Genomic DNA, 24,033 nt, shown 5'->3' on the forward strand with positions numbered 1-24,033 from the left:
TCCGTGCGCAAACTTCCCGCCGTCTTCGCCGTCCTCTCCCTGAGCGCCGTCGCCCTCGTCGGCTGCGCCTCGTCGTCCGACCCGGCTGCATCGTGCCCCCGTACGACCGACGCCGGCTCGAACGTGATGGACCAGATCTCGGTGACCGGCGCGGAGGGAGCGGCCCCGACGGTGAACGTGCACACGCCGTTCCACACCACCACGACGCAGTTCGCCGACGTCGCAGAGGGCACCGGCTCGGTGCCGATCTCGACATCCGACCAGATGGTGTCGCTCGATGTGTCGCTCATCAGTGCCACGACCGGCAAGCCGCTCGTGAGCACGAGCTACAGCGGCGACCAGTCGACGTTCGCCCTCTCGCGCTGGACGCAGTCCTTCCCGGCCTTCGGCACCGCCCTGCACTGTGCGACCGCGGGCACCCGCGTCGCGGTGGCGATCGCCCCCGGCGGGATCGAGCAGGCGTCGGCGCAGAGCCTCGGACTCGCCCCGACGGACTCAGCGGTCGCCGTGATCGACGTGCGCAAGGTGTACCTCGCGGCGGCGAACGGCTCTCCGGTCTACAACTCCGGCTGGGGGATGCCGGCTGTCGTTCGCGCACCCGGCGGCCGACCCGGCGTCATCGTGCCCGACGGCGCGGCGCCGAGCGAGCTGAAGGTGCAGGTGCTGAAGCGGGGCGACGGTGCGAAGGTGGCCGCCGACGACACGGTGCTGCTGAACTACACGATCGTCAACTGGACCGACAAGTCGGTCGCCGACTCCACGTGGGACGGTGAGCCGCAGTTCGTCACGCTGTCGACCAAATCGAAGGGCTTCCAGGCCGCGGTCGAGGGCAAGACCGTCGGCTCCCAGGTGCTGGCCGTCATCCCGAAGGCGGACGGATCTTCGGACGCCAAGGACACGCAGGTCGTCGTCATCGACATCCTCGGGATCGGCACCGCGGCGAACGCGCAATAGCGACGCCGCGAGGCGAGCCACCCCTAGTATGGGGGTCGTGTCTGCGTCCTCTTCATCCTCCGCCGCCGAGCGCAGCGCCCCAGAGGAGCGCCTGCTCAACCTGGTCGTCGCGCTCATGGCCACCGAGCAGGGCCTGACGAAGGACACCATCCTCGGCTCGGTGACCGGCTACCGCGAGCTCAGCGAGGCGGGCGCGAAGAAGGATGCGCTCGAGAAGATGTTCGAGCGCGACAAGGAGAACCTGCGCGGGCTCGGCGTGCCGATCGAGACCATCGGCGATCGACTCGACCCCGACGACCTGCGCCAGGCGCGGTACCGCGTGCCGAGGGCCGAATACGCGCTGCCCATCGACATCACGTTCACTCCCGCAGAGATCGCCGTGCTGAACCTCGCCGGCGGCGTCTGGAGCCAGGGCTCGATGTCGGCGGACGCGCGCAGCGGCCTGCGCAAGATCCGGGCACTCGGGATCGCGGTGGACGAGCCGATCATCGGCTACTCTCCGCGGATCAGCCTGCGTGACGCGGCGTTCTCACCGCTTCAGCGCGCGATCGAGCAGTCGCGCATCGTGACGTTCCCCTACCTGAAGCCGGGGGAGGACTCCCCGCGCACGCGAACCATCCGGCCGCTCGCCCTCGTCGAGTACGAGGCCCGCTGGCACGTGTTCGGCATCGACGTCGACCTGGAGGCCGACCGCACATTCCTCCTGTCCCGCATCGTCGGCGACGTCAAGATCACCCGGCGGGAGTTCGACCCGGCGCTGCGCGTCGGCGCGGGGGAGCGCGCCCTGGCCGGGCTGGCCGAGGTCGCCGCCACGCACCGCGCGCTGCTGGAGGTCAATCCAGGGACCGAAGCGGCGCTGCGCCTGAGCCGACGCGGCGAGCCGGCCGAGCAGGGCATCCGCGTCCCGTATGTCGACGTGCACATCTTCGCCGACGAGCTCGCGACCTACGGGCCGGAGGTGCGGGTTGTCGAGCCCGCTGATCTGCGCGATCAGGTGGTGCGCCGCCTCGCAGCCGCCTACGCCGCACACGGAGGAGAACTGTGAGCTCGCAGCGCCCCGTCCTCGCCACCGACCGTGCGGCGCTCATGCTGCAGCTCGTGCCGTACCTCATCAACCAGGGTGAGGTGTCGGTCGAAGAGGCGGCACGCGAATTCGATGTCACGCCCGATCAGATGCGGGCGATGGTGGAGAAGCTCACCGTGATCGGGCGGCCGGGCGAATCCGGGTACTGGCAGATGGCGAACGACCTTTTCGACATCGACTGGGACCTGCTCGACGAGCAGGACCGGATCGTCATCACGAACACCGTGGGGCTCGAGGATGCGCCGCGGCTGACGGCGCGCGAAGCGGCGGCGCTGCTGGCAGGCCTGCAGCTGGCGCAGTCGCTGCCGGGAGTCGGCGACAGCGGCGTCATCGCGGGCCTCATCGCGAAGCTCGCGAAGGGCGCGTCGAGCACGCCGGCCGACGTGGTCGTCGTGCCCGACCCCGTCGACGATGTGCGCGTGACGGTGGACGCGGCCCTCCGCACCGGCGTGGCGGTGTCGTTCTCCTACAAGGCGCCGGACGCGCCGGTCACGACCCGCACCGTCGACCCCGTGAAGGTGCACATCGCCGACGGCCAGTGGTATCTGCAGGGCTGGTGCCATCTGCGCAAGGCGATGCGCACCTTCCACCTCGATCGGGTCAGCGACCTCGCGCTCACCGACATCGCCATCACGCACGGGGAAGACCCGGTTCCCGACCTGTTCGAGACGGGCGAGGGCGAGATCGTCGTGACGCTGCGGTTCGCCGCCGAGGTGGCTCCGCTCCTCGGCGGATACCTCTCCCGGGCGCAGACGTCGACATCCGACGGGGTCACGACGGCGACGCTGCGGGTCGCCGACGCCCAGAGTCTCAAGCGGCTCGTGACCGGTCGGGGCGGCGCTGTCGAGATCGTCGAGCCGGTCGCCGCCCGCGCCGCCGCCGTGGAATGGGCCCGCGCCGGACTCGCGCAGTATCCCGACCAGCCCCAGAACCCGAGTCGCTGAACCGCCGGCGGCGTCGGCTTCTGCCGGGCGGGAGCCGTTACACTGGAGAATCAGCGCACGAGAAGGAGACATCATGGGCGCATTCGGATGGCCGCACCTGCTGATCATCCTCGCGGTGATCCTGCTGCTGTTCGGTGCCGCGAAGCTTCCGGCCCTCGCGAAGAGCCTCGGGCAGTCCGCCCGCGTCTTCAAGGGCGAGATGAAGGCGATGAAGAACGACGACGCCAGCCCGGCTGAGCCGACTTCCGCGCCGACGACGGATGCCTCGGCCGACGCGCCGGTCACGCGCGGCACAGGCGATCCCAAGCCGTAGCCGGACGTGACACAGACCGGGTCACCGCGCGTCGGGGAGCCGGCGACACCGCCCCATGACAAGCGGATGTCGCTCGGCGGCCACCTCCGCGAGCTGCGCAAGCGGCTGTTCATCGCCGCTGCGGGGCTCATCGTCGGCATGGTGATCGGCTTCGTGATCAGCGAGCCGGTCACGCAGCTGATCTCCGAGCCGATCGCGCAGATCGCCGCCGCACATGGCGACCGCTACACGGCGCTGAACTTCGGCACTGTCACGAGCGGATTCGACCTCCGTATGCGCATCGCCTTCGCGATCGGTCTGCTGATCTCCGCGCCGGTGTGGCTCTGGCAGTTCTGGGCGTTCATCATGCCGGGACTCACCCGGAAGGAGATCCGGTACACGATCGGGTTCGTCTCCGCCGCCATCCCGCTGTTCGCCGCCGGTCTCTACGTGGGCTGGCTGATCATGCCGCACATGGTCGAGGTGATGGCGATGTTCGTCCCCGACGGCAAGGGCGTCGCGCAGTTCTACGACTACTCGACGTATTACGACTTCGTCTTCAAGCTGCTGCTCGTCGTCGGCGTCTCCTTCGTCACGCCGGTCTTCCTCGTCGCACTCAACCTCGCCGGCATCATGTCCGGTCGCGCGATACTCAAGGGATGGCGTATCGCGATCATCGTGATCGTCGTCTTCGCGGCCGCCGCGACACCCGCGGCCGACGTCTTCTCGATGCTGCTGCTGGCCGGCATCCTCTGCGTGCTGTACTTCGCCGCCGCGATCCTGTCGCTGCTGTTCGACCGGCGCAAGGCCAAGAACAGTCCGCTGGAGTCGCCGGCGTGAGTTCCCTGAGCCCCGCCGAGCGGTACGAGCGCGCGCAGAACGAAGCCCGGCATCCGCTCGCGGCATCCTTCGCCGACGCGCAGCGGTTTGAGCTCGACCCCTTCCAGATCGCCGGATGCCACGCCCTCGAAGATGGCCGCAGCGTCCTCGTCGCAGCGCCCACCGGGGCGGGAAAGACCGTCGTGGGCGAGTTCGCGATCCACCTCGCGATGCTCGAGCCGGGCGACAAGGCGTTCTACACGACGCCGATGAAGGCTCTGTCGAATCAGAAGTTCCGCGAACTCGTCGACGTGTACGGTCCCGACGATGTGGGGCTTCTCACGGGCGACGTCAGCGTCAACGGGAACGCTCGGGTCGTGGTGATGACCACCGAAGTGCTGCGGAACATGCTCTACGCCGACTCGTCGGCGTTGCGGGGGCTGCGGTTCGTGGTGATGGACGAGGTGCACTACCTCGCCGACCGGTTCCGCGGGGCGGTGTGGGAAGAGGTCATCATCCACCTCCCGCAGACCGTGAAGCTCGTGTGCCTGTCGGCCACCGTGTCGAACGCCGAGGAGTTCGGCGATTGGCTCGACACGGTCCGCGGTGACACCGAGGTCATCGTGTCGGAGACAAGGCCCGTGCCGCTGGAGCAGCACGTCCTCGTGCGCGGAGATCTGCTGCCCCTGTTCGACGACCGCGCCGGCGTCGCGACGGCGCAGGTCAACCAGGAGCTCATGCGCATCCGGTCGACGAAGGGGCCGACGTTCGAGAACAACCGCCGTGCGCAGCAGTTCCGCAGCTCGGGTGGATACGAGGCGTCCCGCCGGCGCCCGCCGCGCGGCGGCCAGCGGCCGGTACGGTCGGCGAACGTGCGGCGCATCGAGCGGATGGACCGCCCCGACCTCGTGGAGCTGCTCGAGCGCGATCGGCTGCTGCCGGCGATCTTCTTCATCTTCAGCCGTGTGGGCTGTGAGGCGGCGGTGCAGCAGGTACGGCGGGCAGGAGTGCGCCTCACGACCACGGAGGAACGGCGCGAGATCCGCGCGCTGGTCGATGAGCGCACGCGCACGCTGCAGGACGAGGATCTCGAGGTGCTCGGCTTCTGGGAGTGGAAGGACAACCTCGAGCGGGGGGTCGCCGCTCATCACGCGGGGCTTCTGCCCGCGTTCAAGGAGATCGTCGAGGAGCTCTTCCAGCGCAAGCTCGTGAAGGTCGTCTTCGCGACCGAGACGCTCGCCCTGGGCATCAACATGCCGGCGCGCACCGTCGTGCTCGAGAAGCTCGAGAAGTTCAACGGTGAAGCCCGCGTGGCGATCACCTCCGGGGAGTACACCCAGCTGACCGGCCGCGCAGGGCGCCGGGGCATCGACGTCGAAGGTCACGCGGTGATCCAGTGGACCGAGGGCATGGACCCGCAGTCGGTGGCCGCCCTCGCTTCGCGCCGGACGTATCCGCTCAATTCCAGCTTCCGGCCCACGTACAACATGGCGGTGAACCTCATCGACCAGTTCGGGCGCGAGCGGGCCCGCGAGGTGCTCGAGTCGTCCTTCGCGCAGTTCCAGGCCGACCGCGCCGTGGTCGGGCTCGCGCGGCAGGTGCGCGAGATCGAGGATTCGCTGGCCGGCTACGCCACGTCGATGACGTGCGATCGCGGCGACTTCGTCGAGTACTCCGGGCTGCGCCGTCGACTGAGCGACCTCGAGAAGCTGAACCGGAAGGACGGCAGCGCCACGCACGCGGTGCGCCAGCGCCGGCAGCGCGAGATCCAGGGACTCCGTCGGGAGCTTCAGCGCCACCCGTGCCACTCGTGCCCGGATCGCGAGAACCACGCCCGATGGGCCGAGCGGTACTGGAAGCTCAAGCGCACCGCCGACCGCATCCGGGGCCAGATCGAACGGCGCACGGGCAGCGTCGCGCGCCAGTTCGACCGTGTCGTCGATGTGCTCGTCGCGCTGGACTACGCGCGCATCGACGAGAACGGCGACACGACGCTGACGGATGCCGGGCGGACGATGCGCCGCATCTACGGCGAGCGGGACCTTCTCGTCGCCGAATCGCTGCGCAGCGGCATCTGGAACGACCTCGACGTCGCCGGACTCGCCGCGCTGGTGTGCTGCCTCGTCTATGAGCCTCGCCGCGACGACGCGGCCGACGAGCGCGGGCTGCCGCGGGGCCCCTTCCGGAACGCGCTGACCCGCACGCAGCACCTGTGGGCGCAACTCGATGACGTCGAGCACGACCATCAGCTGCCGGGGACGTCGGAGGTGTCGGCCGGGCTCGCCCAGGCGATGTCCTCCTGGGCGAGGGGCATGAGCCTCGAACGGGTGCTGACCGAAGCCGATATGGCAGCCGGTGACTTCGTCCGCTGGGCGAAGCAGACGATCGACCTGCTCGATCAGCTCTCGCTGGTCGCCGACGGCGACCTCCCGGTGACCGCCCGCCGGGCGCTCGACGCGGTGCGGCGGGGGATCGTCGCGTACTCCACCGTCTGAGTCACCTCCCCCGGCGGTTGTGAACAGCATCGCGGCTTAGGCTTGAGCGGTGCCCGAACGCCGTGCCCTGCCGCGCCCGATCCTGCCCCTCGGCATCGCGACGTTCGTCGCCGCGGCGGCAGGGTTTCTGCTCACTCTCGCGTTCCCGTCCCTCAGCTGGTGGCCCATGGCGTTCGTCGCCGTGCCGCTCACGCTGCTGACGATGATCGGCCGCCGGGTATGGGGCGGGGTGCTGGTGGGGTTCGCGTTCGGCACGGTGTTCTTCCTCGTGAACGTGTCGTTCACCGCTCGCTACCTCGGACCCGTGCCATGGCTGGCGCTGTCGCTGTTCGAAGCGGCGCTGACGGCCGCCTTCGCCGTGCCGATCGTTCTCGCCTACCGGTGGCTCCCACGTCTTGTGCCGGCGGCCTGGGCTCGGGTAACGCTGCTGCCGCTCCTCGTCGCCGGGCTCTGGACGATGCGGGAAGAGGTGCTCGGCACGTGGCCGTACGGCGGTTTCCCATGGGGGCGGATCGCGATCAGCCAGGTGAACGGTCCGTTCGCGCAGGTCGCGTCGTGGACGGGGATGAACGGATTGTCCTTCCTCGTCGTGTTCGCCTGTGCGGCGGGGATCGAGTACGTGCGACTGCGGCGGCTGCGCGAGGTGCACACCGCCATCCCGTTCGCCGTGGCCGTCCTCGTGCTGGCCCTTGTTCCGCAGTTCCCGACCACCGCGGCCGGAACGATGCGCGTCGGCGCCGTGCAGGGAAATGGACCCACGGGATACTTCGATCAGCGGCGACCCGGCGACGTGCTCAACGCCCAGCTGACGGCGACCGCGCCGCTGATCGGTCAGAAGATGGACGTGCTGCTCTGGCCGGAGGGCAGCGTCGACTCCGACCCCACGCGGGACGACGCGACAGCGGCGGCCCTCGATGCCCTCTCCGCGCAGATCGACGCTCCGCTCGTCGTCGGAGCCGTCACCCAACGCGGCGCCGACCTGTTCAACTCGTCCCTGCTGTGGGAGGCGGGGCGGGAGAATCCGGTGGCGACCTACGACAAGCGGCACCCAGTGCCGTTCGGCGAGTACGTGCCCGACCGGCCCTTCTATCGGTTCTTCGCGCCGGACCTGATCGACCTGATCCAACGCGAATATACGCCCGGCACCCGCCCGCCGGTGTTCGATGTGAACGGCGCGGGTGTGGGGCTCGCGATCTGCTTCGACGTGATCTACGACGACGTCATCTGGGATGGTGCGCGCGGCGGCGCCGAGGTGTTCATGTTCCAGACGAACAATGCCGATTTCCGCGGCACCGACGAGAACCTGCAGCAGCTGGCGTTCGCCCGCATGGCGGCAATTGAGACGGGCCGTTCGGTGGTGAACCTCTCCACGGTCGGGACGAGCCAGATGATCGCCCCCGATGGCGCCGAGATCGCTCAGCTCGGGATCGACACGGCAGGGGCCCTCCTGGAGGATGTCCCGCTGCGCACGGGGCTCACGCCGGCCGTCGTCGCCGGCCCCGCCATCAGCCTCGTGCTGGGCTGGGGGAGTGCCGCAGCGCTGGCGACGGTCGCCGTCCTGGCGGCGGTTCGCACACGACGTGAAAGCAAGGACGCCGGCCCCGAGGGGCCGGCGTCGGAGGGGGAGCCTGAGCTCAGGCGGTGAGCTTCGAGACGTCGCCCGCACCGCGACGTGCGCGGATGTAGGCGAGGCGCTCTTCGAGCAGCTCTTCGAGCTCCGGGATCGTGCGGCGTTCGAGCAGCATGTCCCAGTGGGTGCGCGGGGTCTTGTCGGCGCTGTGGTCGACGGTCGCGGTGCCGTCGCCGACGCGCAGGACGGCCTCCGCGCCGCAGACGCGGCACTCCCACGCCTCGGGGATCTCGGCGTCCGCCGCGAACGTCAGCGTGGTGTCGCGCCCGCATACCGTGCAGGCGTAGGTCTTCTGAATGCGGTCATGGAAAACGACGCCCTCTTCGCTCTGTAGGCTCTGGGCGCCGAGTCGGATGCCGCGCAGGCTGCGGTCTGCCATCGTGTGGTCCTCTCGTCGCTACACAGGTATAACGCTGCGACCTGTGCGCATCATCCGAACGGCGGGCCGCCGCCGGGGTTTCACAGAGGATGCTCAGGGCGTCCGGTCGGCCACGATCGCGAGGGCGACATCGGCCCGGTCGGTGACGAACCCGTCGACACCCATCGCGAGCAGACGGCGCATGTCGTCGGGCTCGTTCACGGTCCACACGTGGACCTCTGCACCGGCGCGATGGGCGGCGCGGATGAGCCGTCGGGAGAGCACGCGCATCCCGCGGTGACGCTCGGGGACCTGCAGCGCGTCGATGCCGCGCACCACGCGCGCCATCGCCCGGGAGCCCAGCGTCACGGCACCCAGCGCCCGGACGATCGTCTGCCGGCCGGCAGACGTCGCCGGATGCCCGCCCGCGGATTCCGCCGCCGCGAGGGCCGCGCGGCGGCGCCTGTCGTCGAAGCTCGTGAGCAGCACGCGCTCGGCGTGAGCGGCGATGATCCGTCCCGCCGGGACGGCCGCGGCATCCGTCTTCACATCGATGTTGAAGCACAGCGTGGGAAACGCGTCGAGCGCCTGTTCCAGGGTGATCAGGCCGCCGCGATCGGCCATCAGCTCCTCGAGCTCGCGCGACGTCACGGCCGCGATGGGGCGTGCGTCGCCGGTGACCCGCCGCAGATCGGCATCGTGGAAGAGCACCACGGCACCGTCTGCGGTCAGGTGGCAGTCCGACTCGACGTACGTCACGCCGGCAGCGTGCGCCTCCGCCACCGCCGCGAACGTGTTCTCGGCGACGCCGTGCGCCGCCGCCTGCGGCGTGACCAGCCCCCGGTGGGCGAGAACGCGAGGTCTTCCGCCCGCCGAGAGCCAGGGGTGCGTCACGGGGTCGGGGGAGTGAGGGGCGGTTCCGGGCTGTGCGGTGACGGCTGCGCGGCTGACCGGGGGTGGGCGCCGGCGCTCGACGCCATGTCGGCGAGCTTCGAGCCGAACGCGCCGCTCAGGCCCTGCAGCGCCGCGGTGAACTCGCTGGGGATGATCCACAGCTTGCTCGATGGGCTGTCGGCGATCTTCGGCAGGGTCAGCAGGTACTGATACGCCAGCAGCTTGTCGTCGGCGTTGCCCTTGTGGATGGAGTCGAAGACCTGCTGGATGGCCTGCGCCTCGCCCTCGGCGCGCAGCACCTGAGCCTGCTTGTCACCCTCGGCCTGCAGGATCGCCGCCTGCCGGCGGCCCTCGGCCTCGAGGATCTGCGACTGCTTGGAGCCCTCCGCGGTGAGGATGGCCGCGCGGCGGTCACGCTCCGCACGCATCTGCTTCTCCATCGAGTCCTGGATCGAGACGGGCGGGTCGATCGCCTTCAGCTCGACCCGGGACACGCGGATGCCCCACTTGCCGGTCGCCTCGTCGAGCACGACACGCAGCTTCGTGTTGATCTCGTCACGGCTCGTCAACGCCTCTTCGAGGTTGAGCCCACCGACCACGTTTCGCAGCGTCGTCGTCGTGAGCTGCTCGACGGCGCCGAGGTAGTTCGCGATCTCGTACGTCGCGGCACGGGCGTCGGTCACCTGGAAGTAGACGACGGTGTCGATCGACACGACGAGGTTGTCCTCGGTGATCACCGGCTGCGGTGGGAACGAGACGACCTGCTCGCGCATGTCGATGAGCGGGCGCAGCCGGTCGATGAACGGCACGAGCAGATTCAGGCCCGGTTCGAGCGTCTTGTGGTAGCGGCCGAGCCGCTCGACGACACCGGCCGTCGCCTGCGGGATGATCCGGATCGCACGGATGATCACCACCAGCACGAAGATGGCGATCGCGAGGGCGAGAAGCCATCCGATCGCGGTGGGAATCAGCTGCTCGGCGGTCATGCCTGGCCCTCCTGAAGCGTCGTCGGATCGAGACGCACGTACGCCGTCGCGCCGTCGATGCGGGTGACGCGCACGTGAGTCTGCGGGGGAATGGTCTCGGCGGGGTCGTCGGGGCGGCTCGTCCACGTCTCGCCGTTGTCGAGCTTGACGAGGCCCCCGAGGCGGCTGACGGTCGACAGCACCAGGGCGGGCATCCCGATGAGTGCCGCGACGTTCGACGGAGTGGGATCCTCGCCACGTCGCAACCGTCGCAGGAGCGGTGGGCGCAGCACGAAGATCAGCAGCACGGCCAGGATCGCGGCGATGACCACCTGCACCCACAGGGGAGCCCCGAACAGGTCGGAGATGAGCCCGGCGAGACCGCCGATGGCGAGCATCAGGAACGTGAAGTCGAGCGTCAGCATCTCGATCACGAGGAAGATCGCGATGAGCACGATCCACCCGATCCAAGCGAACTGCTCGATCCCCGCGATGAGTTCCACTCAGCCTCCTCCTCGGGTCCGGTGGGAGTGTGCTCCGAACCTAGCATGGCGGCGGGCGCCGGGCCCGGGATTGGTAAGGTCGAAGGGCCTTTCGCGCCCGATCGCGGCGAGGTCGAGGCATCCGTTCCCGCGACTGAGGAGTACCCCGTGTCCCAGACCCTCCCCGCCGGCGCCCTGCGCGGCAAGACCGCGCTCGTGACCGGCTCGTCGCGCGGCATCGGCGCCGACACGGTGCGCTACCTCGCGGAGGCCGGGGCTGACGTCGTGGTGAACTTCCGCAACAAGGCTCCGCGGGCCGAGAAGCTGGCGGCGCAGCTGCGCGATCTGGGGGTGCGCGCCCTCACGATCGGGGCGGACCTCACCGATCAGGAGTCTGTCGACGCGATGTTCGCACGGGTGCGCGAGGAGTTCGGCAGCCTCGACATCCTGGTGCTGAACGCGTCGGGCGGCATGGAGTCGGGGATGGCGGAGGACTACGCGCTGCAACTGAACCGCGACGCCCAGGTGCGGGTGCTCGAGGCGGCTCTCCCGCTGATGGCGCCTGGGTCGCGTGTCGTCTTCGTGACCAGTCACCAGGCGCACTTCATCCGCACGACACCGACGATGCCGGAGTACGAGCAGGTGGCCCTGTCCAAGCGCGCCGGCGAAGACGCCCTGCGCGAGCGGATCCCCGTGTTGACGGCGAAGGGCATCGAGTTCGTCGTGGTCTCCGGCGACATGATCGAGGGCACGATCACCGCGACGCTCCTGAACCGGCTCAACCCGGACGCGATCGCGACGCGGCGCGAGGAGGCCGGACGGCTCTACAACGTCGCCGAGTTCGCCGCGGAGGTCGCGCAGGCGGCGATCGATGCGGTCCCTGCCGCCCACATCCGCCTCGTGGGGGACACGTCCTCGTTCGCGGCCGAGTGACGCGTCCATGAGTAACGGCCCCCGGAGATCATTCCGGGGGCCGTTACTCGTGAGATCAGCGGGTCAGATGTCCTTCGCGCTGAAGGTGAAGGCGCGGATGATCTGCAGGATGCCGAGCACCACCAGCGAGATGCCGAGCAGCCACCAGAGCACGATCGCGCCCCACAGCGGGGAGAACAGCAGGATGATGCCGGCGATGATACTGAGGACGGCGAAGAACACCGTCCATCCCTTCGACCTCGCACCACCGATCGTGGTGAGGGCGACCACGCCCTCGACGATCCACATCACGCCGACGAGGATGCCGAGGAACACCGCAAGCCACACCGCCGTCTGCGCGAGGTTCATGAACGCGATGATGCCCGCCACGATGAAGACGAGGCCGAGCACGATGTGACCGACCCGGGCCCAGCCGCCCATGCTCTTCGAGAAGATGCCGAGGCCGAGGTACACGAGCCCGCCGGCGATGGCGTAGATCGCGACGATCGCGGTGACGACCATAGCCGTCTTGCCCGGCCAGACGAGAATGAGGATGCCGACGATGAGGGCGATGACGCCCGAGATGCCGAGCAGCGTGCGCACGCCGTTGACGGCGGACTTTTCGACAGGGGAGGTTGCTCCGGTCATGGTGACTGCCTTTCTGGGATTTTCCTGTGAGGCCAATCTGCGCTCAGGGTAGACCCGCGGGGTGCGACGGATCCAGCAGACACGCGGGGGAGCGGCGCACGCCGGCGCTGCGTCCGTCGGCGCTCTCCCGTACGCTGAGCGGCATGCACACGGCCGACACCCACGAGCTGATCCGGGTCCGCGGCGCACGAGAGAACAACCTCAAGGGCGTCGACGTCGAGATCCCGAAACGCCGGCTCACCGTCTTCACCGGCGTCTCCGGTTCGGGCAAGAGCTCCCTCGTCTTCGCCACGATCGCCGCAGAGTCGCAGCGCATGATCAATGAGACATACAGCGCGTTCGTCCAGGGCTTCATGCCCAGCCTCTCGCGACCCGATGTCGACCTGCTGGAAGGGCTGACGACCGCCATCATCGTCGATCAGGAGCGGCTCGGGGCGAACCCCCGATCCACCGTCGGCACCGTCACGGATGCGAACGCGATGCTGCGCATCCTGTTCTCGAAGCTGGGGGAGCCCTACATCGGCGGACCGACCGCGTTCTCCTTCAACATCCCGACGCAGAAGGCGGGCGGGGTGATGACATCGGCGACGGGCAAGAAGACCATCGTGAAGGAGGCGATCTACCTCGGCGGGATGTGTCCGCGCTGCGAGGGTCGCGGCACGGTCAGCGACATCGACCTGACCCAGGTGATCGACGAGAGCCGGTCGCTCCTGGACGGCGCGATCCTCGTGCCCGGGTACACGGCCGACGGGTGGATGGTGCGCGGCTTCGCGGAGTCGGGCCTGTACAGCCCCGACAAGCCGATCTCGGAGTTCTCCGAGAAGGAGCGACGCGCATTCCTCTACAGTGAGCCGCGCAAGATCAAGATTCAGAACATCAACATGACCTACGAGGGTCTGATTCCGAAGATCACGAAGTCGATGCTGTCGAAGGATCTGGATGCGCTGCAGCCGCACATCCGCTCGTTCGTGCAGCGGGTGGCGACGTTCATGACGTGCCCGGAGTGCGACGGCACGCGCCTCACCGAAGGGGCGCGGTCATCGAAGATCGATGGAGTGAGCATCGCGGATGCGTGCGCGATGCAGGTGACCGACCTGGCGGAGTGGGTGCGCGGCCTCGACCGGTCGGAAGCGGCGCCGTTGCTGGAGGGGCTCTCCGCGACGCTCGACGCGTTCGTCACGCTCGGTCTCGGGTATCTGAGCCTGAATCGTCCGTCGGGCACGCTGTCGGGGGGAGAGGCGCAACGCATCAAGATGCTGCGCCACCTCGGGTCGTCACTCACCGACGTGACGTATGTGTTCGACGAACCCACGATCGGCCTCCACCCGCACGACATCCAGCGGATGAACCACCTGCTGGCGCGTCTGCGCGACAAGGGGAACACTGTGCTCGTGGTCGAGCACAAGCCGGAGATGATCGAGATCGCCGACCACGTCGTGGACCTCGGACCGGGTGCGGGCAGCGCCGGCGGCGAGATCTGCTTCGAGGGAACCGTCGATGGGCTGCGACGAAGCGGCACGCTCACCGGGGTCCACCTCGACGACCGGGCGACGCTGAAGCCGGAGGTGCGGCCCGCTTCGGGCAAGATCGAGGTGCGGGGTGCTGATGAGAACAACCTGCAGAGCGTGGATGTCGACATCCCGCTGGGTGTCCTCACGGTGATCACCGGTGTGGCGGGGTCGGGCAAGAGCTCACTGATCCACGGTTCCGTCGCGCCGCGCGACGGCGTCGTGGTCATCGACCAGACGGCGATCAAGGGGTCTCGTCGCAGCAATCCCGCGACGTACACCGGGATGCTCGAGCCGATCCGGAAGGCGTTCGCGAAGGCGAACGGCGTGAAGCCGGCGCTGTTCAGCGCGAACTCGGAGGGCGCATGCCCCTCGTGCAAGGGCGCTGGAGTCATCGTCACCGAGCTGGGCTTCATGGACACGATCGAGACGCCGTGCGAGGACTGCGGGGGTAAGCGCTTCCAGGCGGCGGTGCTCGACTACACGCTCGAGGGCAAGGACATCACGGAGGTCCTCGACCTCTCCGTCGCGGCGGCACGGGAGTTCTTCTCCCGGGGAGCCGCGAAGATCCCGGCGGTGACAGGGATGCTCTCGCGCATGGACGATGTCGGGCTCGGATACCTGACGCTGGGCCAGCCGCTGTCGACACTGTCGGGCGGGGAGCGCCAGCGACTGAAGCTGGCGATCCAGATGGGGGAGCAGGGCGATGTCTACGTGCTGGACGAGCCGAGCACTGGGCTCCACCTCGCCGACGTCGGCCAGATCCTCGCCCTGCTCGACCGGCTCGTCGACGCGGGCAAGTCCGTGATCGTGATCGAGCATCACCAGGCTGTCATGGCGCACGCCGACTGGATCATCGACCTTGGCCCGGGAGCAGGCCACGACGGCGGCCGCGTCGTCTTCGAAGGTACGCCCGCCGACCTCGTGGCGGCGAAATCCACACTCACGGGAGAGCACCTCGCGGCCTACGTCGGTGCGTGAGGGCTGGTCGCACAGATTCCGTTCGGCATGATGGAGTCGTGTCTGTCGATCGTTCGTTCATTCGCGTCAAGGCGATGCTCATCGCGCCGAACGCTGCCGGATCCCATCACCTCGTCAGCAGGAATGCGCCGACGCTGGAGAACCCTTCGGGGTATCACCGACTGATCGGTGGAAATGTCGAACTCGGCGAGACGCACCGTGACGCCATCATCCGCGAGGTTGACGAGGAACTTGGCGCGAAGCTCGTCGACCTCGTCCACGTGGCGGTCGTTGAGAACATCTTCCCGTTCAACGGCCAACTTGGCCACGAGGTCGTCGCGCTCTATAGCGGTCGGCTTATTCCTACGCCGGGCGAAGAAGGCGGGCTGCTCACCGAGTCGGACGGCTCAACCGTCCCGGTCGTGTGGCGTCCGTTCGACGACGCGGAGCTCACGGTTCCGCTGTATCCATCGGCGGCGCGCGCCTGGCTGAGCACCGTTGGCGAATAGTCGGGACCGCGCGTCGGGTTGGGCCTGGAGCGCGAGCAGCAGTTGCATCGTTTCGCCGATAATGCACATTATGTCAGGCCAGCGAGGGCAAGATGTTCACCGGCACTCTCCCATGCCGTCCGCGCCGCATGAGAGTGCCGCCGACCGGGCGCGCCGCCGAGAGCGGATCTCCGTGGCGCGCCCGGTCGACGCGGGTTCTAGTCGGCGTCGGTGCCCATGCCCGGCACGGTCGTGCCTCCGGCGTTGGCCTTGACAGTGTCCTCGATGCGCTGCCCGATCGCTTCGTCGACGTTCTTCCAATAGCGGAAGGCGTTGGACAGGACCGGCTCCTTGACGCCCTCCAGAGCGCCCGCCACGGTCTTCACGAACTCGTCACGCTGGGCGTCGCTGAACACCTCTCGCACGAGGGTGCCGGGCTGGCCGAAGTCATCGTCATCCTGATGCAAGTCGTACGCGTGCCGGGTGAGCTCCCCGTCGGCCTCCCAGCCGTTCTCCACAGGCCCCTCCTCGTCCGACCAGGAGTCGCCGAACGAGTTGGGTGCGTACACCGAGCGCGCTCCCGTGTGGTCGTACCACATGTTGCCCTCGAAGTTGTACGTGTGGACCTCGTTGATCGGCCTATTGACCGGCAGCTGTTGGAAGTTCGTTCCGATGCGGTAACGCTGAGCGTCCTGGTACGAGAAGGTGCGGCCGAGCAGCATCTTGTCCGGCGAGTTCCCGGTGCCCGGCACCATGTTGGCCGGTGAGAAGCCCGCCTGCTCGATCTGCGCGAAGAAGTTCTCCGGATTGCGGTTCAAGGTCAGGGTGCCGACCTTGATGCGCGGGTAGTCCTTCTTGGACCAGACCTTCGTCAGGTCGAAGGGGTTGAACCGATATTGCTGGGCCTCCTCGTACGGCATGATCTGGAAGTACAGATCCCACGACGGGTGCTCTCCCCGTTCGATCGCCTCGTACAGGTCCTGGCGGTGGAAGTCCGCGTTGGCGCCGGCCAGTCGCTCGGCCTCCTCGTTGGTGAGGTAGTCCATGCCCTGGTTGGTCAGGAAGTGCCACTTCACCCAGAACCGCTCCCCCGCGGCATTCACGAGCGAGTACGTGTGGGAGCTGTAGCCGTTCATGTGCCGCCACGTCTTGGGAAGGCCGCGCTGGCCCATGACGTACGTGACTTGATGGGCGGATTCGGGATTCTGGGTCCAGAAGTCCCACTGCATGGTGCTGTCGCGCAGCCCATTGTTGGGCAAACGCTTCTGCGACCGGATGAAGTGCTGGAACTTCATGGGGTCGCGTACGAAGAAGACCGGGGTGTTGTTCCCGACCATGTCGAAGTTGCCCTCGTCGGTGTAGAACTTCAGCGCGAATCCGCGTACGTCCCGCCAGGTGTCCGGCGATCCCAGTTCACCGGCCACGGTTGAGAAGCGTGCCAGCAGCTCGGTCTTCTTCCCGGGCTGCAGGAAATCGGCCTTGGTGAACTCCGAGACATCCTCGGTGACCTCGAAGGTGCCGAAGGCGCCGGCACCCTTGGCGTGCGGGCGGCGCTCGGGCACGTTCATCCGGTTGAAGTGCTGCATGGTCTCGATCAAGTGGTGGTCATGCAACACGATCGGCCCATTGTTACCCACGGTCAGCGCGTTCCGATCGCTGACGGCGGGGATGCCGGCCTGCGTGGTGGAACCGGTGGCGTGCGGAGTGTCCTTCTTCATCTCAATCTCCTTCGTTGGCGAATCGGATCGGAAGCCGTGTCCCCATCCTCGCACTGCTCGAACCGCTGCAGACAGTCCTAGCATTGAAGCGTGCGTGAACTGATCGAGGTGGCACCCGGCGTGCATGTGACGGTGAGTCGGCGGATGCACACGACCTCGACCGTGCTTGCCGGGTCAGGCTCCGCATTCCTCGTCGACCCCGCGTGGGTGCCTGACGAACTCGATCACCTCGCCGACCTGATCTCCGAGCATGCCTGGCGTGTGACCGGAGGATTCGCCACGCATGCACATCACGATCACCTGCTGTGGCACCCGCGATTCGGGGATGCACCGCGCTGGGCGTCGCGTGCCACTGCGGAACTGGCCCGATCGGAGCGGGCCGCCCTGGTCTCGTTTCTCGGCGACGACTTCCCGAAACCGCTGGTCGAGCTGATGGGGCGGGTCGACCCGGTCGACGAGCAGCTCCCTGAATCATCACTGCCGCATGGCTTCGCGAGCGAGCTCATCGTTCACGACGGGCACGCGCCCGGACACACCGCGATATGGCTCGCCGATCAGCACGTGCTCATCGCCGGCGACATGCTCAGCGACATCGAGTTGCCACTCCCCTTCTGGCCTGACGACCTCCCCGCGTACATTGCAGCGCTCGACCACCTCGCGCCCTTCGCCGCCGCTGCCCGGTCGATTATCCCGGGCCACGGAACCATCGGGGATGATGCGCTAGCGCGTCTCGACGCCGATCGCCGCTACATCGACGATGTCGTCCGCACCGGGACGTCGGATGACCAGCGAATCGGCAACCCCGGCATGCGCGAGGCGTACGCACACCTGCAGGCGCTCTGCCGTGGCTGACCTGCCGCGACAGAGCTGATCGATCCGATGCTTCAGACGCGTCCATTCGCGCGGAGCAGCGTGACCATCCGCACCGTCGTATAGCCGCGCCACTCGAGAGCGGCGAGATCCGAGTAGCTGGTGAAGTCTGTCCGCCATCCGCCGTCAGGCTGCTGGCCGGCCTCGACGCGATCGAGGTCGGCATCTACCGCAGCAGCCGGAAGGTGGTCCCGAATCGGCCGACCCGGTTCCGGCGCGTAGTCGAGCGCGTGCAGGCTCTCGCCCGGGGCGCCTCCCGCGACGGGGATCGCTCCATCGGCCGGGACGAAGCGGCACAGTCGTTCCAACAGCTCCGATGCACGTGAGGAGGAGTCACTCGCGATGTCGAGGAACTGCAGGGCGAACGACAGCACGTACGCGAACGGTTGCTCCTCGAGCCGCGCGATCTCGTCGAAGCAGTAATCCACGGATCGAGCGAGCCACGGATGGTGGCGAACGGATGCGTCTGCCCGCGCCGCTCGCAACGCCTGCGCGGCGGGCTGGCTCTCCCGAGCCCGCAGGTCGGGCTCGATCCCCCACCCATATCCACCGTCGGCGTTGCGGTACGCGCCGAGACTGCGCAGGACGGCTGCGGATGCCGAGGCATCGCCGACGAGGAGTGCGTCGAACCGATGGCGGTCGAGCGTGCGCCCACTTCCGATCATGAAGGCGCGCGCCTTCTCGACGATGCTCATGTTCCCACTCTGCCAGGAGCCGACGACATCGGGCATCCCGTAGACTGCCGACCGTGCATGTGTCTGTGCGATGCCCGATCGGGCGGCAAGGGGTGGTCGGCGCTTCCGGCGCCGGGCCGAGATGACCTCGCCCTACGGCGTTCCCGCGAACAGCGGTGAACGCCCGTCGGGCGTACCCGCATCCGCATCCCATCGACAACAGAGAGACCACATCATGCACGCCCTCAGCGAGAAGGACATCCGCGCGTCGTTCGTGAACGCCTCCCTCCGCGAACGAAAGAGCCTCACCCTCCCCGACGACTTCGACGACCTGCCCTGGGAGAGCATCGACTTCCTCGGCTGGCGCGATCCGAAGATCGCGCCCGTCGGATACATCGTCGTCCCGGTCGACGACGAGCCGGTCGGCATCCTGCTCCGCGAATCCGAGCAACGCGCGCGCACCCGCCCGCAGTGCTCCTGGTGCGAAGACGTCACACTGCCGAACGACGTCGTCTTCTTCAGCGCGAAACGGGGCGGACAGTCGGGCCGCGACGGAAACACCGTCGGCACGCTCGTCTGCGAGCGCTTCGAGTGCTCGCGGAACGTCCGCCGGCTCCCGCCGCTCGCGTACCCCGGCTTCGACCGTGAGGCGGCGCGCGAGCGCAGAATCGCCGCGCTGCTCGGGAACGTCGTGAATTTCGCACGCGACATCCGCGACAGCCGGTAACGCGCCGACGCTCACGCGGTCCGTCCGGAGACGGGGACTACGCTTGGTCTCGCAGGAACCTCTGGACGGACGCGCGTGACACTTCCCCTCTCCCCCACGCCCATGTGGCGTGCCTGGCTCATCTGGGGAGTCGCCGTCGCGGCGTACATCCTCTCGGTCACGAACCGGACATCGCTGGCCGCGGTCGGCGTGGACGCCGCACACCGCTTCGACGCCGACGCCTCGACGCTGTCGATGTTCGCCGTACTGCAGCTCGCGGTCTACGGAGCGATGCAGCTGCCCGTCGGAGTGCTGCTCGACCGGGTCGGCACCCGGCCCATCATCGTGTGCGGCATGGTGCTCATGGCCGTCGGGCAGTTCGTCATGGCGGTGTCGCCGAATGTCGGCATCGCGATCGGCGCGCGCATGCTCATCGGCGCCGGCGACGCGGCGATCTTCCCGAGTGTGCTGCGCGTGGTCGCCACCTGGTTCCCGGCACAACGCGGCTCCCTGATGGTGCAGCTGACGGGCATCGTCGGCCTCACGGGTCAGCTCCTCGCGCTCGCTCCGCTCGCGGCCCTCGTGCACGCCACGAGCTGGACCATCGCGTTCGGCTCGGTCGCCGGGCTGTGCGTGCTGTTCGCGATCCTCCTGCTGTTCATCGTCCGCAACCACCCGCCCGCGCTGTCCGCCGACCTGTCGGTCAACACCGACACCGGTGCGGTGCGGGTCGTCACGTCGACCGTCGACACACGGATCGGGGTGCGTGCGACCTGGTCGCATCCGGGCACGCGGCTGGCCTTCTGGTCGCACTTCACGACCCCGTTCGCCGGAACCGCCTTCATCATGCTGTGGGGCATCCCTTTCCTGACGGCGGGCGAGGGCCTCTCCCCCGCTGGCGCCGCAGCCGTGACGAGCGTGTACGTCGTCGTCGGCATGGCACTCGGCCCCGTCATGGGCGTGCTGTCCGGTCGCCTGCCGAATCACCGCTCACGGATGCTCGTGCTCCCCACCGTCGCGTTCCAGATGGTCGCGTGGCTCGCCGTGATCGCATGGCCCGGACGCGCCCCGCTGTGGCTTCTGATCCTCCTCGCGGTGGCGATGGGCACGGGAGGCCCGGCGTCGATGATCGCCTTCGATCACGCGCGCACCCACAACCCGAGTCATCGGCTCAGCACGGCGACCGGGATCACCAACACCGGCGGCTTCATCGCCGGACTCGTCGCCATCTTCCTGATCGGCGCCGCACTCGACCTGCAGGGCGCAGGTACTCCCGCCACCTACAGCCTCGATGCGTTCCGCCTGGCCTTCCTCACGCAGGTGCCGCTCTGGCTCATCGGCGCGTTCTTCATCATCGTCGAACGGCGTCGCACGCGGGTCGCCCTCGGGATGGACGCCCCACGTGCGCGCCGCGCACGAGGGACCCGATGAGCGAGAGCCATCGGGGCTCAGCTCGTCGGATTGAGTGCAATCCACTCGGCGTACTTCGCCTCGCGGTTGTCGCCTGAGGAGCGCCCGGTGAGACGCCGCTGCACCCACGGCACAACGTGCGTGCGGTAGTACGCGGCCCCGCGCAGCGACGCGTCGGCGAGCTCGGGGAGCGACCACCAGCCGGCCGGCGCCTCCACGCCGAGGGCCGTGAGGACCCGTGCCGCCACCCGGTGGTGGCCGCGCGCGTTCATGTGCAGGCGATCCTGCGACCAGTACGGCGGCCGGCTCAGCTCGCGGTCGGGCCAGTTCCAGGCCGTCACGACGTCTCTCCGATCCGCCAGCCGCTGCGCGACAGCGGCTGACAGCACGTCGCCCCGGCGCTGGATGACGCGCCGCAGCGGCAGCTGACCCGACGGGTTCGCTCCGGAGAGCGCGATCAATGTCACGCCCTCTTCGTCGCACCGTCGCAGCACATGCGTGAACAGGTCGGCGACATGGGAGATCGAGGTGCGGGGCCGCAGCATGTCGTTGCCGCCGCCGTTGAAGGACAGGTGAGTGGGCTTCAGCGCGAGGGCCGGCTCCAGCTGCTCTGCGACGATCGGCTCGATGAGCTTGCCGCGGATCGCGAGATTCGCGTACTCGATCGGCTCACCGAGCGCATCCGCCCACCCCTGTGCGGCGAGGTCCGCCCAACCGCGCACACGGCCGTCGGGCAGATCGTCACCCACTCCCTCGGTGAAGGAGTCGCCGATCGCCACGAAACGCACCGTTGTCACTCCCCCAGCCTAGAGCGGCGCCGTCACCCTCCCGTGCGGTTAGGGTTGCGGCATGGCACTGTTCGCCGACCGAGTCGCGGCGGGCCGCAGGCTCGCCGAGCGGATGCGTGAGCGCGGGCTGGTGGATGCGGATGCCCTGGTGGTCGGCATCGCCCGCGGCGGCGTCGTGGTGGCGGCTGCCGTCGCCGATGCCCTCGGCCTGGCGCTGTCGGCGGTCGCGGTGCGCAAGCTCGGCATCCCCGGTCACGAGGAGGTCGCCTTCGGTGCGATCGCCGCTGGGGAGCGCGTGGTCCACGATGCGACGATCACCCGAGCTCGGGTCGAGGCCGCAGACCTCGCCCGGGTCGAAGAGCGTGAGCGAGCCACCTTGGCGCGCCGGCAGGATCTGGTCGGCGCCCTCGAGGTGAGCGGCAGAACGGCGCTGCTGGTCGACGACGGCATCGCTACCGGCGCCACCGCGAACGTCGCCTGCCGCGCGACGCGGGCGGCAGGGGCCGCCCGCGTCGCGCTCGCGGTGCCGGTCGCGCCGACATCCTGGCGCCCTGAGCCGGGCGTCGCGGACGACTATGTGTGCCTGCACACCGACGACGACTTCTGGGCGGTCGGCGCCTACTACGACGACTTCACGCAGACCACCGATGAGGAGGTCGCCCGGCTCCTCGCCGCCGGCCGCTCAGCGTGACGACGAGCGGTCCTCACGCCAGCGTGCGCAGCAGTGCGCTGCGCAGCGTGTCCAGGCCCACTCCTCCCATGTCGAGCGCCCGCTTGTGGAACGTCTTGATGTCGAACGCGTCACCCGCGGCATCCCGATACTCGTCGCGCAGCTGCTCCCAGATGCGCTGCCCCACCTTGTAGGACGGCGCCTGCCCGGGCCAGCCGAGGTAGCGGTTCACCTCGAACTGCACGAATTCGTCCGACATGTTGACGTTGTGCCGCATGAACTCCAGGGCGAAGTCGGCGTCCCACGTCTCGCCGCCATCGCCGAGATGCGCCCAGGCGGCGGGCCGCGGCTTGCCGAGGTGCACGCCGATGTCGAGAACGACACGAGCCGCGCGCATCCGCTGTCCGTCGAGCATGCCGAGCCGGTCCGCCGGGTCCTCCAGATAGCCGAGCTGCTCCATGAGCCGCTCGGCGTAGAGCGCCCATCCTTCCGCGTGCCCCGACGTGCCCGCGAGCAGCCGGCGCCAGGAGTTCAGCTCTCCGCGGTTGTACACCGCCTGCGCGATCTGCAGGTGGTGACCCGGAACGCCCTCGTGGTAGACGGTGGTCAGTTCCCGCCAGGTGTCGAAGTCCTCGACGCCCTCCGGCACCGACCACCACATGCGGCCGGGCCGGGAGAAGTCGTCGGTCGGGCCCGTGTAGTAGATCCCGCCCTCCTGCGTCGGCGCGATCATGCACTCGATGCGCCGCACCGGCCCAGGGATGTCGAAATGGGTGGCACCCAGGTCGGCGATCGCGCGGTCGGCGGTGGTCTGCATCCACTCCTGGAGCGCGGCCGTGCCGTGCAGGCGGCGCGCGGGATCGGCCTCGAGGAGGGCGATCGCCTCCTCGACCGAGGCTCCCGCCTTGATCTCGTGCGCAATCGCCTCCTGCTCGGCGACCATCCGGGCGAGCTCTTCGAGCCCCCACTCGTACGTCTCGTCCAGATCGACGGTGGCGCCGAGGAACTGCCGGGAGAACAGCGAGTAGAGCTCGCGGCCGACCCCGTCCTCCTCGCTCGCAGCGGGCGCCAGCTCGGCGCCGAGGAAGTCGGCGAGCTTGTCGTAGGCGACACGTGCGCCGTTCGACGCATCCGCCAGCGTGCGCGCCAGCGAAGCGGGGAGCTGCCCCTCGTCGGGCGCGGCCTCGCCGGTGAACTGCGCGAAGAAGCCGTCCTCGGCGGTGTAGCGTGCGATCTGCGTGACGACCTCGGTCACCTGCCGACGGGCCGGCACCACTCCCGCGTCGATGCCCGTCCGCAGCGTCTCGATGTAGCCGTCGATCGCTTCCGGAAGTGCATTCAGCCGCTTCCCGATCGTCTCCCAATCGTCGACCGTCGCGGTCGGCATGAGGTCGAGCGCGTTGCGGATCTCCTGCGCCGGCGACGCGATGACGTTGAGATCGCGCAGGTGCGTGCGGGCGTCGTGCATCTCACCGGTGAGCTCCAGCTCGCGGCCCAGGTCTTCCTTCGTGACTTCATCGATGAAGTCGACGGGCTCCGCCGTCCGCAGCTGTGCGAGGCGCGCGTGCGCACGCCGGGCGACCTCGGCGGCGCCGGCGGGCGAGAAGTCGTCGTAGCGATCGTTGTACTCGGAGCGGCCGATGTAGGTGGCCAGGGTCGGAGAGAGCTCGGCGAGATCGTCCACCCACCCGTCAGCGATCGTGTCGATGGGCGTGGGCGTGCGTGCGGGTTCGGTCATCCCTCGAGCCTAGAAGCCCGCGCCCT

Annotated in this window: 23 protein-coding genes; 14 read left to right on the forward strand and 9 right to left on the reverse strand. The window is 68.7% G+C overall.

The features are described 5' to 3' along the window. Positions 1-3: 3 nt before the first annotated feature. The 7 genes from AC3RX1_RS06310 (at position 4) to lnt (ending at position 8,233) form a co-directional block, all read left to right on the forward strand. Positions 4-954 (forward strand): FKBP-type peptidyl-prolyl cis-trans isomerase, encoded by a 951-nt coding sequence (locus AC3RX1_RS06310; protein WP_491500387.1) that lies wholly within the window; start codon positions 4-6, stop codon positions 952-954. Positions 955-1,069: 115 nt separating this feature from the next. After that, positions 1,070-1,999: a helix-turn-helix transcriptional regulator gene (locus AC3RX1_RS06315; protein WP_491500557.1), complete on the forward strand. Its 930-nt coding sequence runs from the start codon at positions 1,070-1,072 to the stop codon at positions 1,997-1,999. Further along, a complete protein-coding gene (locus AC3RX1_RS06320; RefSeq protein WP_491500388.1) occupies positions 1,996-2,982 on the forward strand; it encodes a helix-turn-helix transcriptional regulator in 987 nt (328 codons plus the stop codon). The genes AC3RX1_RS06315 and AC3RX1_RS06320 overlap by 4 nt, the downstream gene beginning before the upstream one ends. Before the next feature lie 73 nt (positions 2,983-3,055). Further along, on the forward strand, positions 3,056-3,295 hold the full coding sequence (gene tatA, locus AC3RX1_RS06325; RefSeq protein WP_491500389.1) for a Sec-independent protein translocase subunit TatA: 240 nt from the start codon (positions 3,056-3,058) through the stop codon (positions 3,293-3,295). A gap of 66 nt (positions 3,296-3,361) precedes the next feature. Next, positions 3,362-4,114, forward strand: coding sequence for a twin-arginine translocase subunit TatC (gene tatC, locus AC3RX1_RS06330; protein WP_491500558.1), 753 nt, complete (start codon positions 3,362-3,364; stop codon positions 4,112-4,114). Further along, positions 4,111-6,588: a DEAD/DEAH box helicase gene (locus AC3RX1_RS06335; protein WP_491500390.1), complete on the forward strand. Its 2,478-nt coding sequence runs from the start codon at positions 4,111-4,113 to the stop codon at positions 6,586-6,588. The genes tatC and AC3RX1_RS06335 overlap by 4 nt, the downstream gene beginning before the upstream one ends. A 49-nt stretch (positions 6,589-6,637) precedes the next feature. Further along, a complete protein-coding gene (gene lnt / locus AC3RX1_RS06340; RefSeq protein WP_491500391.1) occupies positions 6,638-8,233 on the forward strand; it encodes an apolipoprotein N-acyltransferase in 1,596 nt (531 codons plus the stop codon). Here lnt and AC3RX1_RS06345 read toward each other — a convergent pair. The 4 genes from AC3RX1_RS06345 to AC3RX1_RS06360 form a co-directional block, all read right to left on the reverse strand. Beyond that, positions 8,223-8,597 (reverse strand): RNA polymerase-binding protein RbpA, encoded by a 375-nt coding sequence (locus AC3RX1_RS06345; RefSeq protein WP_491500392.1) that lies wholly within the window; start codon positions 8,595-8,597, stop codon positions 8,223-8,225. The genes lnt and AC3RX1_RS06345 overlap by 11 nt on opposite strands. Positions 8,598-8,690: 93 nt before the next feature. Beyond that, positions 8,691-9,470, reverse strand: a complete 780-nt coding sequence (locus AC3RX1_RS06350) for a glycerophosphodiester phosphodiesterase family protein (RefSeq protein ID WP_491500393.1) — start codon at positions 9,468-9,470, stop codon at positions 8,691-8,693. After that, the gene (locus tag AC3RX1_RS06355; RefSeq protein ID WP_491500394.1) at positions 9,467-10,456 is read right to left on the reverse strand and encodes an SPFH domain-containing protein; all 990 of its coding nucleotides are present in this window, start codon (positions 10,454-10,456) and stop codon (positions 9,467-9,469) included. The genes AC3RX1_RS06350 and AC3RX1_RS06355 overlap by 4 nt, the downstream gene beginning before the upstream one ends. Beyond that, a complete protein-coding gene (locus tag AC3RX1_RS06360; protein ID WP_491500395.1) occupies positions 10,453-10,938 on the reverse strand; it encodes an NfeD family protein in 486 nt (161 codons plus the stop codon). Before AC3RX1_RS06360 ends, AC3RX1_RS06355 begins: the two co-directional genes overlap by 4 nt. 147 nt (positions 10,939-11,085) lie before the next feature. Between AC3RX1_RS06360 and AC3RX1_RS06365 the strand changes: the two genes are divergently transcribed. Then, positions 11,086-11,850 carry an SDR family oxidoreductase gene (locus AC3RX1_RS06365; RefSeq protein WP_491500396.1) on the forward strand — a complete coding sequence of 255 codons (765 nt, stop codon included), beginning with the start codon at positions 11,086-11,088 and terminating at the stop codon, positions 11,848-11,850. A 63-nt stretch (positions 11,851-11,913) separates the two neighbouring features. On the opposite strand, the gene AC3RX1_RS06370 is transcribed toward AC3RX1_RS06365, so the two are convergent. Next, positions 11,914-12,477, reverse strand: a complete 564-nt coding sequence (locus AC3RX1_RS06370) for an HdeD family acid-resistance protein (RefSeq protein WP_491500397.1) — start codon at positions 12,475-12,477, stop codon at positions 11,914-11,916. A 143-nt stretch (positions 12,478-12,620) separates the two neighbouring features. Between AC3RX1_RS06370 and AC3RX1_RS06375 the strand changes: the two genes are divergently transcribed. Then, positions 12,621-14,966: an ATP-binding cassette domain-containing protein gene (locus AC3RX1_RS06375; protein ID WP_491500398.1), complete on the forward strand. Its 2,346-nt coding sequence runs from the start codon at positions 12,621-12,623 to the stop codon at positions 14,964-14,966. A gap of 38 nt (positions 14,967-15,004) precedes the next feature. Beyond that, positions 15,005-15,454 carry an NUDIX domain-containing protein gene (locus AC3RX1_RS06380; RefSeq protein ID WP_491500399.1) on the forward strand — a complete coding sequence of 150 codons (450 nt, stop codon included), beginning with the start codon at positions 15,005-15,007 and terminating at the stop codon, positions 15,452-15,454. A gap of 197 nt (positions 15,455-15,651) precedes the next feature. On the opposite strand, the gene AC3RX1_RS06385 is transcribed toward AC3RX1_RS06380, so the two are convergent. Further along, complete coding sequence (locus tag AC3RX1_RS06385; RefSeq protein WP_491500400.1) at positions 15,652-17,151, reverse strand: catalase; 1,500 nt, start codon at positions 17,149-17,151, stop codon at positions 15,652-15,654. A 90-nt stretch (positions 17,152-17,241) separates the two neighbouring features. Here AC3RX1_RS06385 and AC3RX1_RS06390 point away from each other — a divergent pair, with 90 nt between their 5' ends. Next, positions 17,242-18,003 carry an MBL fold metallo-hydrolase gene (locus tag AC3RX1_RS06390; RefSeq protein ID WP_491500401.1) on the forward strand — a complete coding sequence of 254 codons (762 nt, stop codon included), beginning with the start codon at positions 17,242-17,244 and terminating at the stop codon, positions 18,001-18,003. A gap of 32 nt (positions 18,004-18,035) precedes the next feature. On the opposite strand, the gene AC3RX1_RS06395 is transcribed toward AC3RX1_RS06390, so the two are convergent. Beyond that, positions 18,036-18,716: a hypothetical protein gene (locus tag AC3RX1_RS06395; RefSeq protein WP_491500402.1), complete on the reverse strand. Its 681-nt coding sequence runs from the start codon at positions 18,714-18,716 to the stop codon at positions 18,036-18,038. Positions 18,717-18,930: 214 nt separating this feature from the next. Here AC3RX1_RS06395 and AC3RX1_RS06400 point away from each other — a divergent pair, with 214 nt between their 5' ends. Then, on the forward strand, positions 18,931-19,422 hold the full coding sequence (locus tag AC3RX1_RS06400) for an FBP domain-containing protein (protein ID WP_491500403.1): 492 nt from the start codon (positions 18,931-18,933) through the stop codon (positions 19,420-19,422). A gap of 102 nt (positions 19,423-19,524) precedes the next feature. Next, complete coding sequence (locus AC3RX1_RS06405) at positions 19,525-20,832, forward strand: MFS transporter (protein ID WP_491500559.1); 1,308 nt, start codon at positions 19,525-19,527, stop codon at positions 20,830-20,832. 17 nt (positions 20,833-20,849) lie between these two features. Here the strand turns inward: AC3RX1_RS06405 and AC3RX1_RS06410 are convergent, their stop codons facing one another. Then, the gene (locus tag AC3RX1_RS06410) at positions 20,850-21,608 is read right to left on the reverse strand and encodes an SGNH/GDSL hydrolase family protein (protein ID WP_491500404.1); all 759 of its coding nucleotides are present in this window, start codon (positions 21,606-21,608) and stop codon (positions 20,850-20,852) included. A gap of 52 nt (positions 21,609-21,660) precedes the next feature. Here AC3RX1_RS06410 and AC3RX1_RS06415 point away from each other — a divergent pair, with 52 nt between their 5' ends. Further along, entirely contained in the window at positions 21,661-22,290 is a 630-nt protein-coding gene (locus AC3RX1_RS06415; protein ID WP_491500405.1) for a phosphoribosyltransferase family protein, read from the forward strand. 13 nt (positions 22,291-22,303) lie between these two features. Here the strand turns inward: AC3RX1_RS06415 and AC3RX1_RS06420 are convergent, their stop codons facing one another. Continuing rightward, positions 22,304-24,007 (reverse strand): DUF885 domain-containing protein, encoded by a 1,704-nt coding sequence (locus AC3RX1_RS06420; RefSeq protein ID WP_491500406.1) that lies wholly within the window; start codon positions 24,005-24,007, stop codon positions 22,304-22,306. Positions 24,008-24,033 lie beyond the last annotated feature (26 nt).

It is taken from the genome of Microbacterium altimontanum (assembly GCF_058349865.2).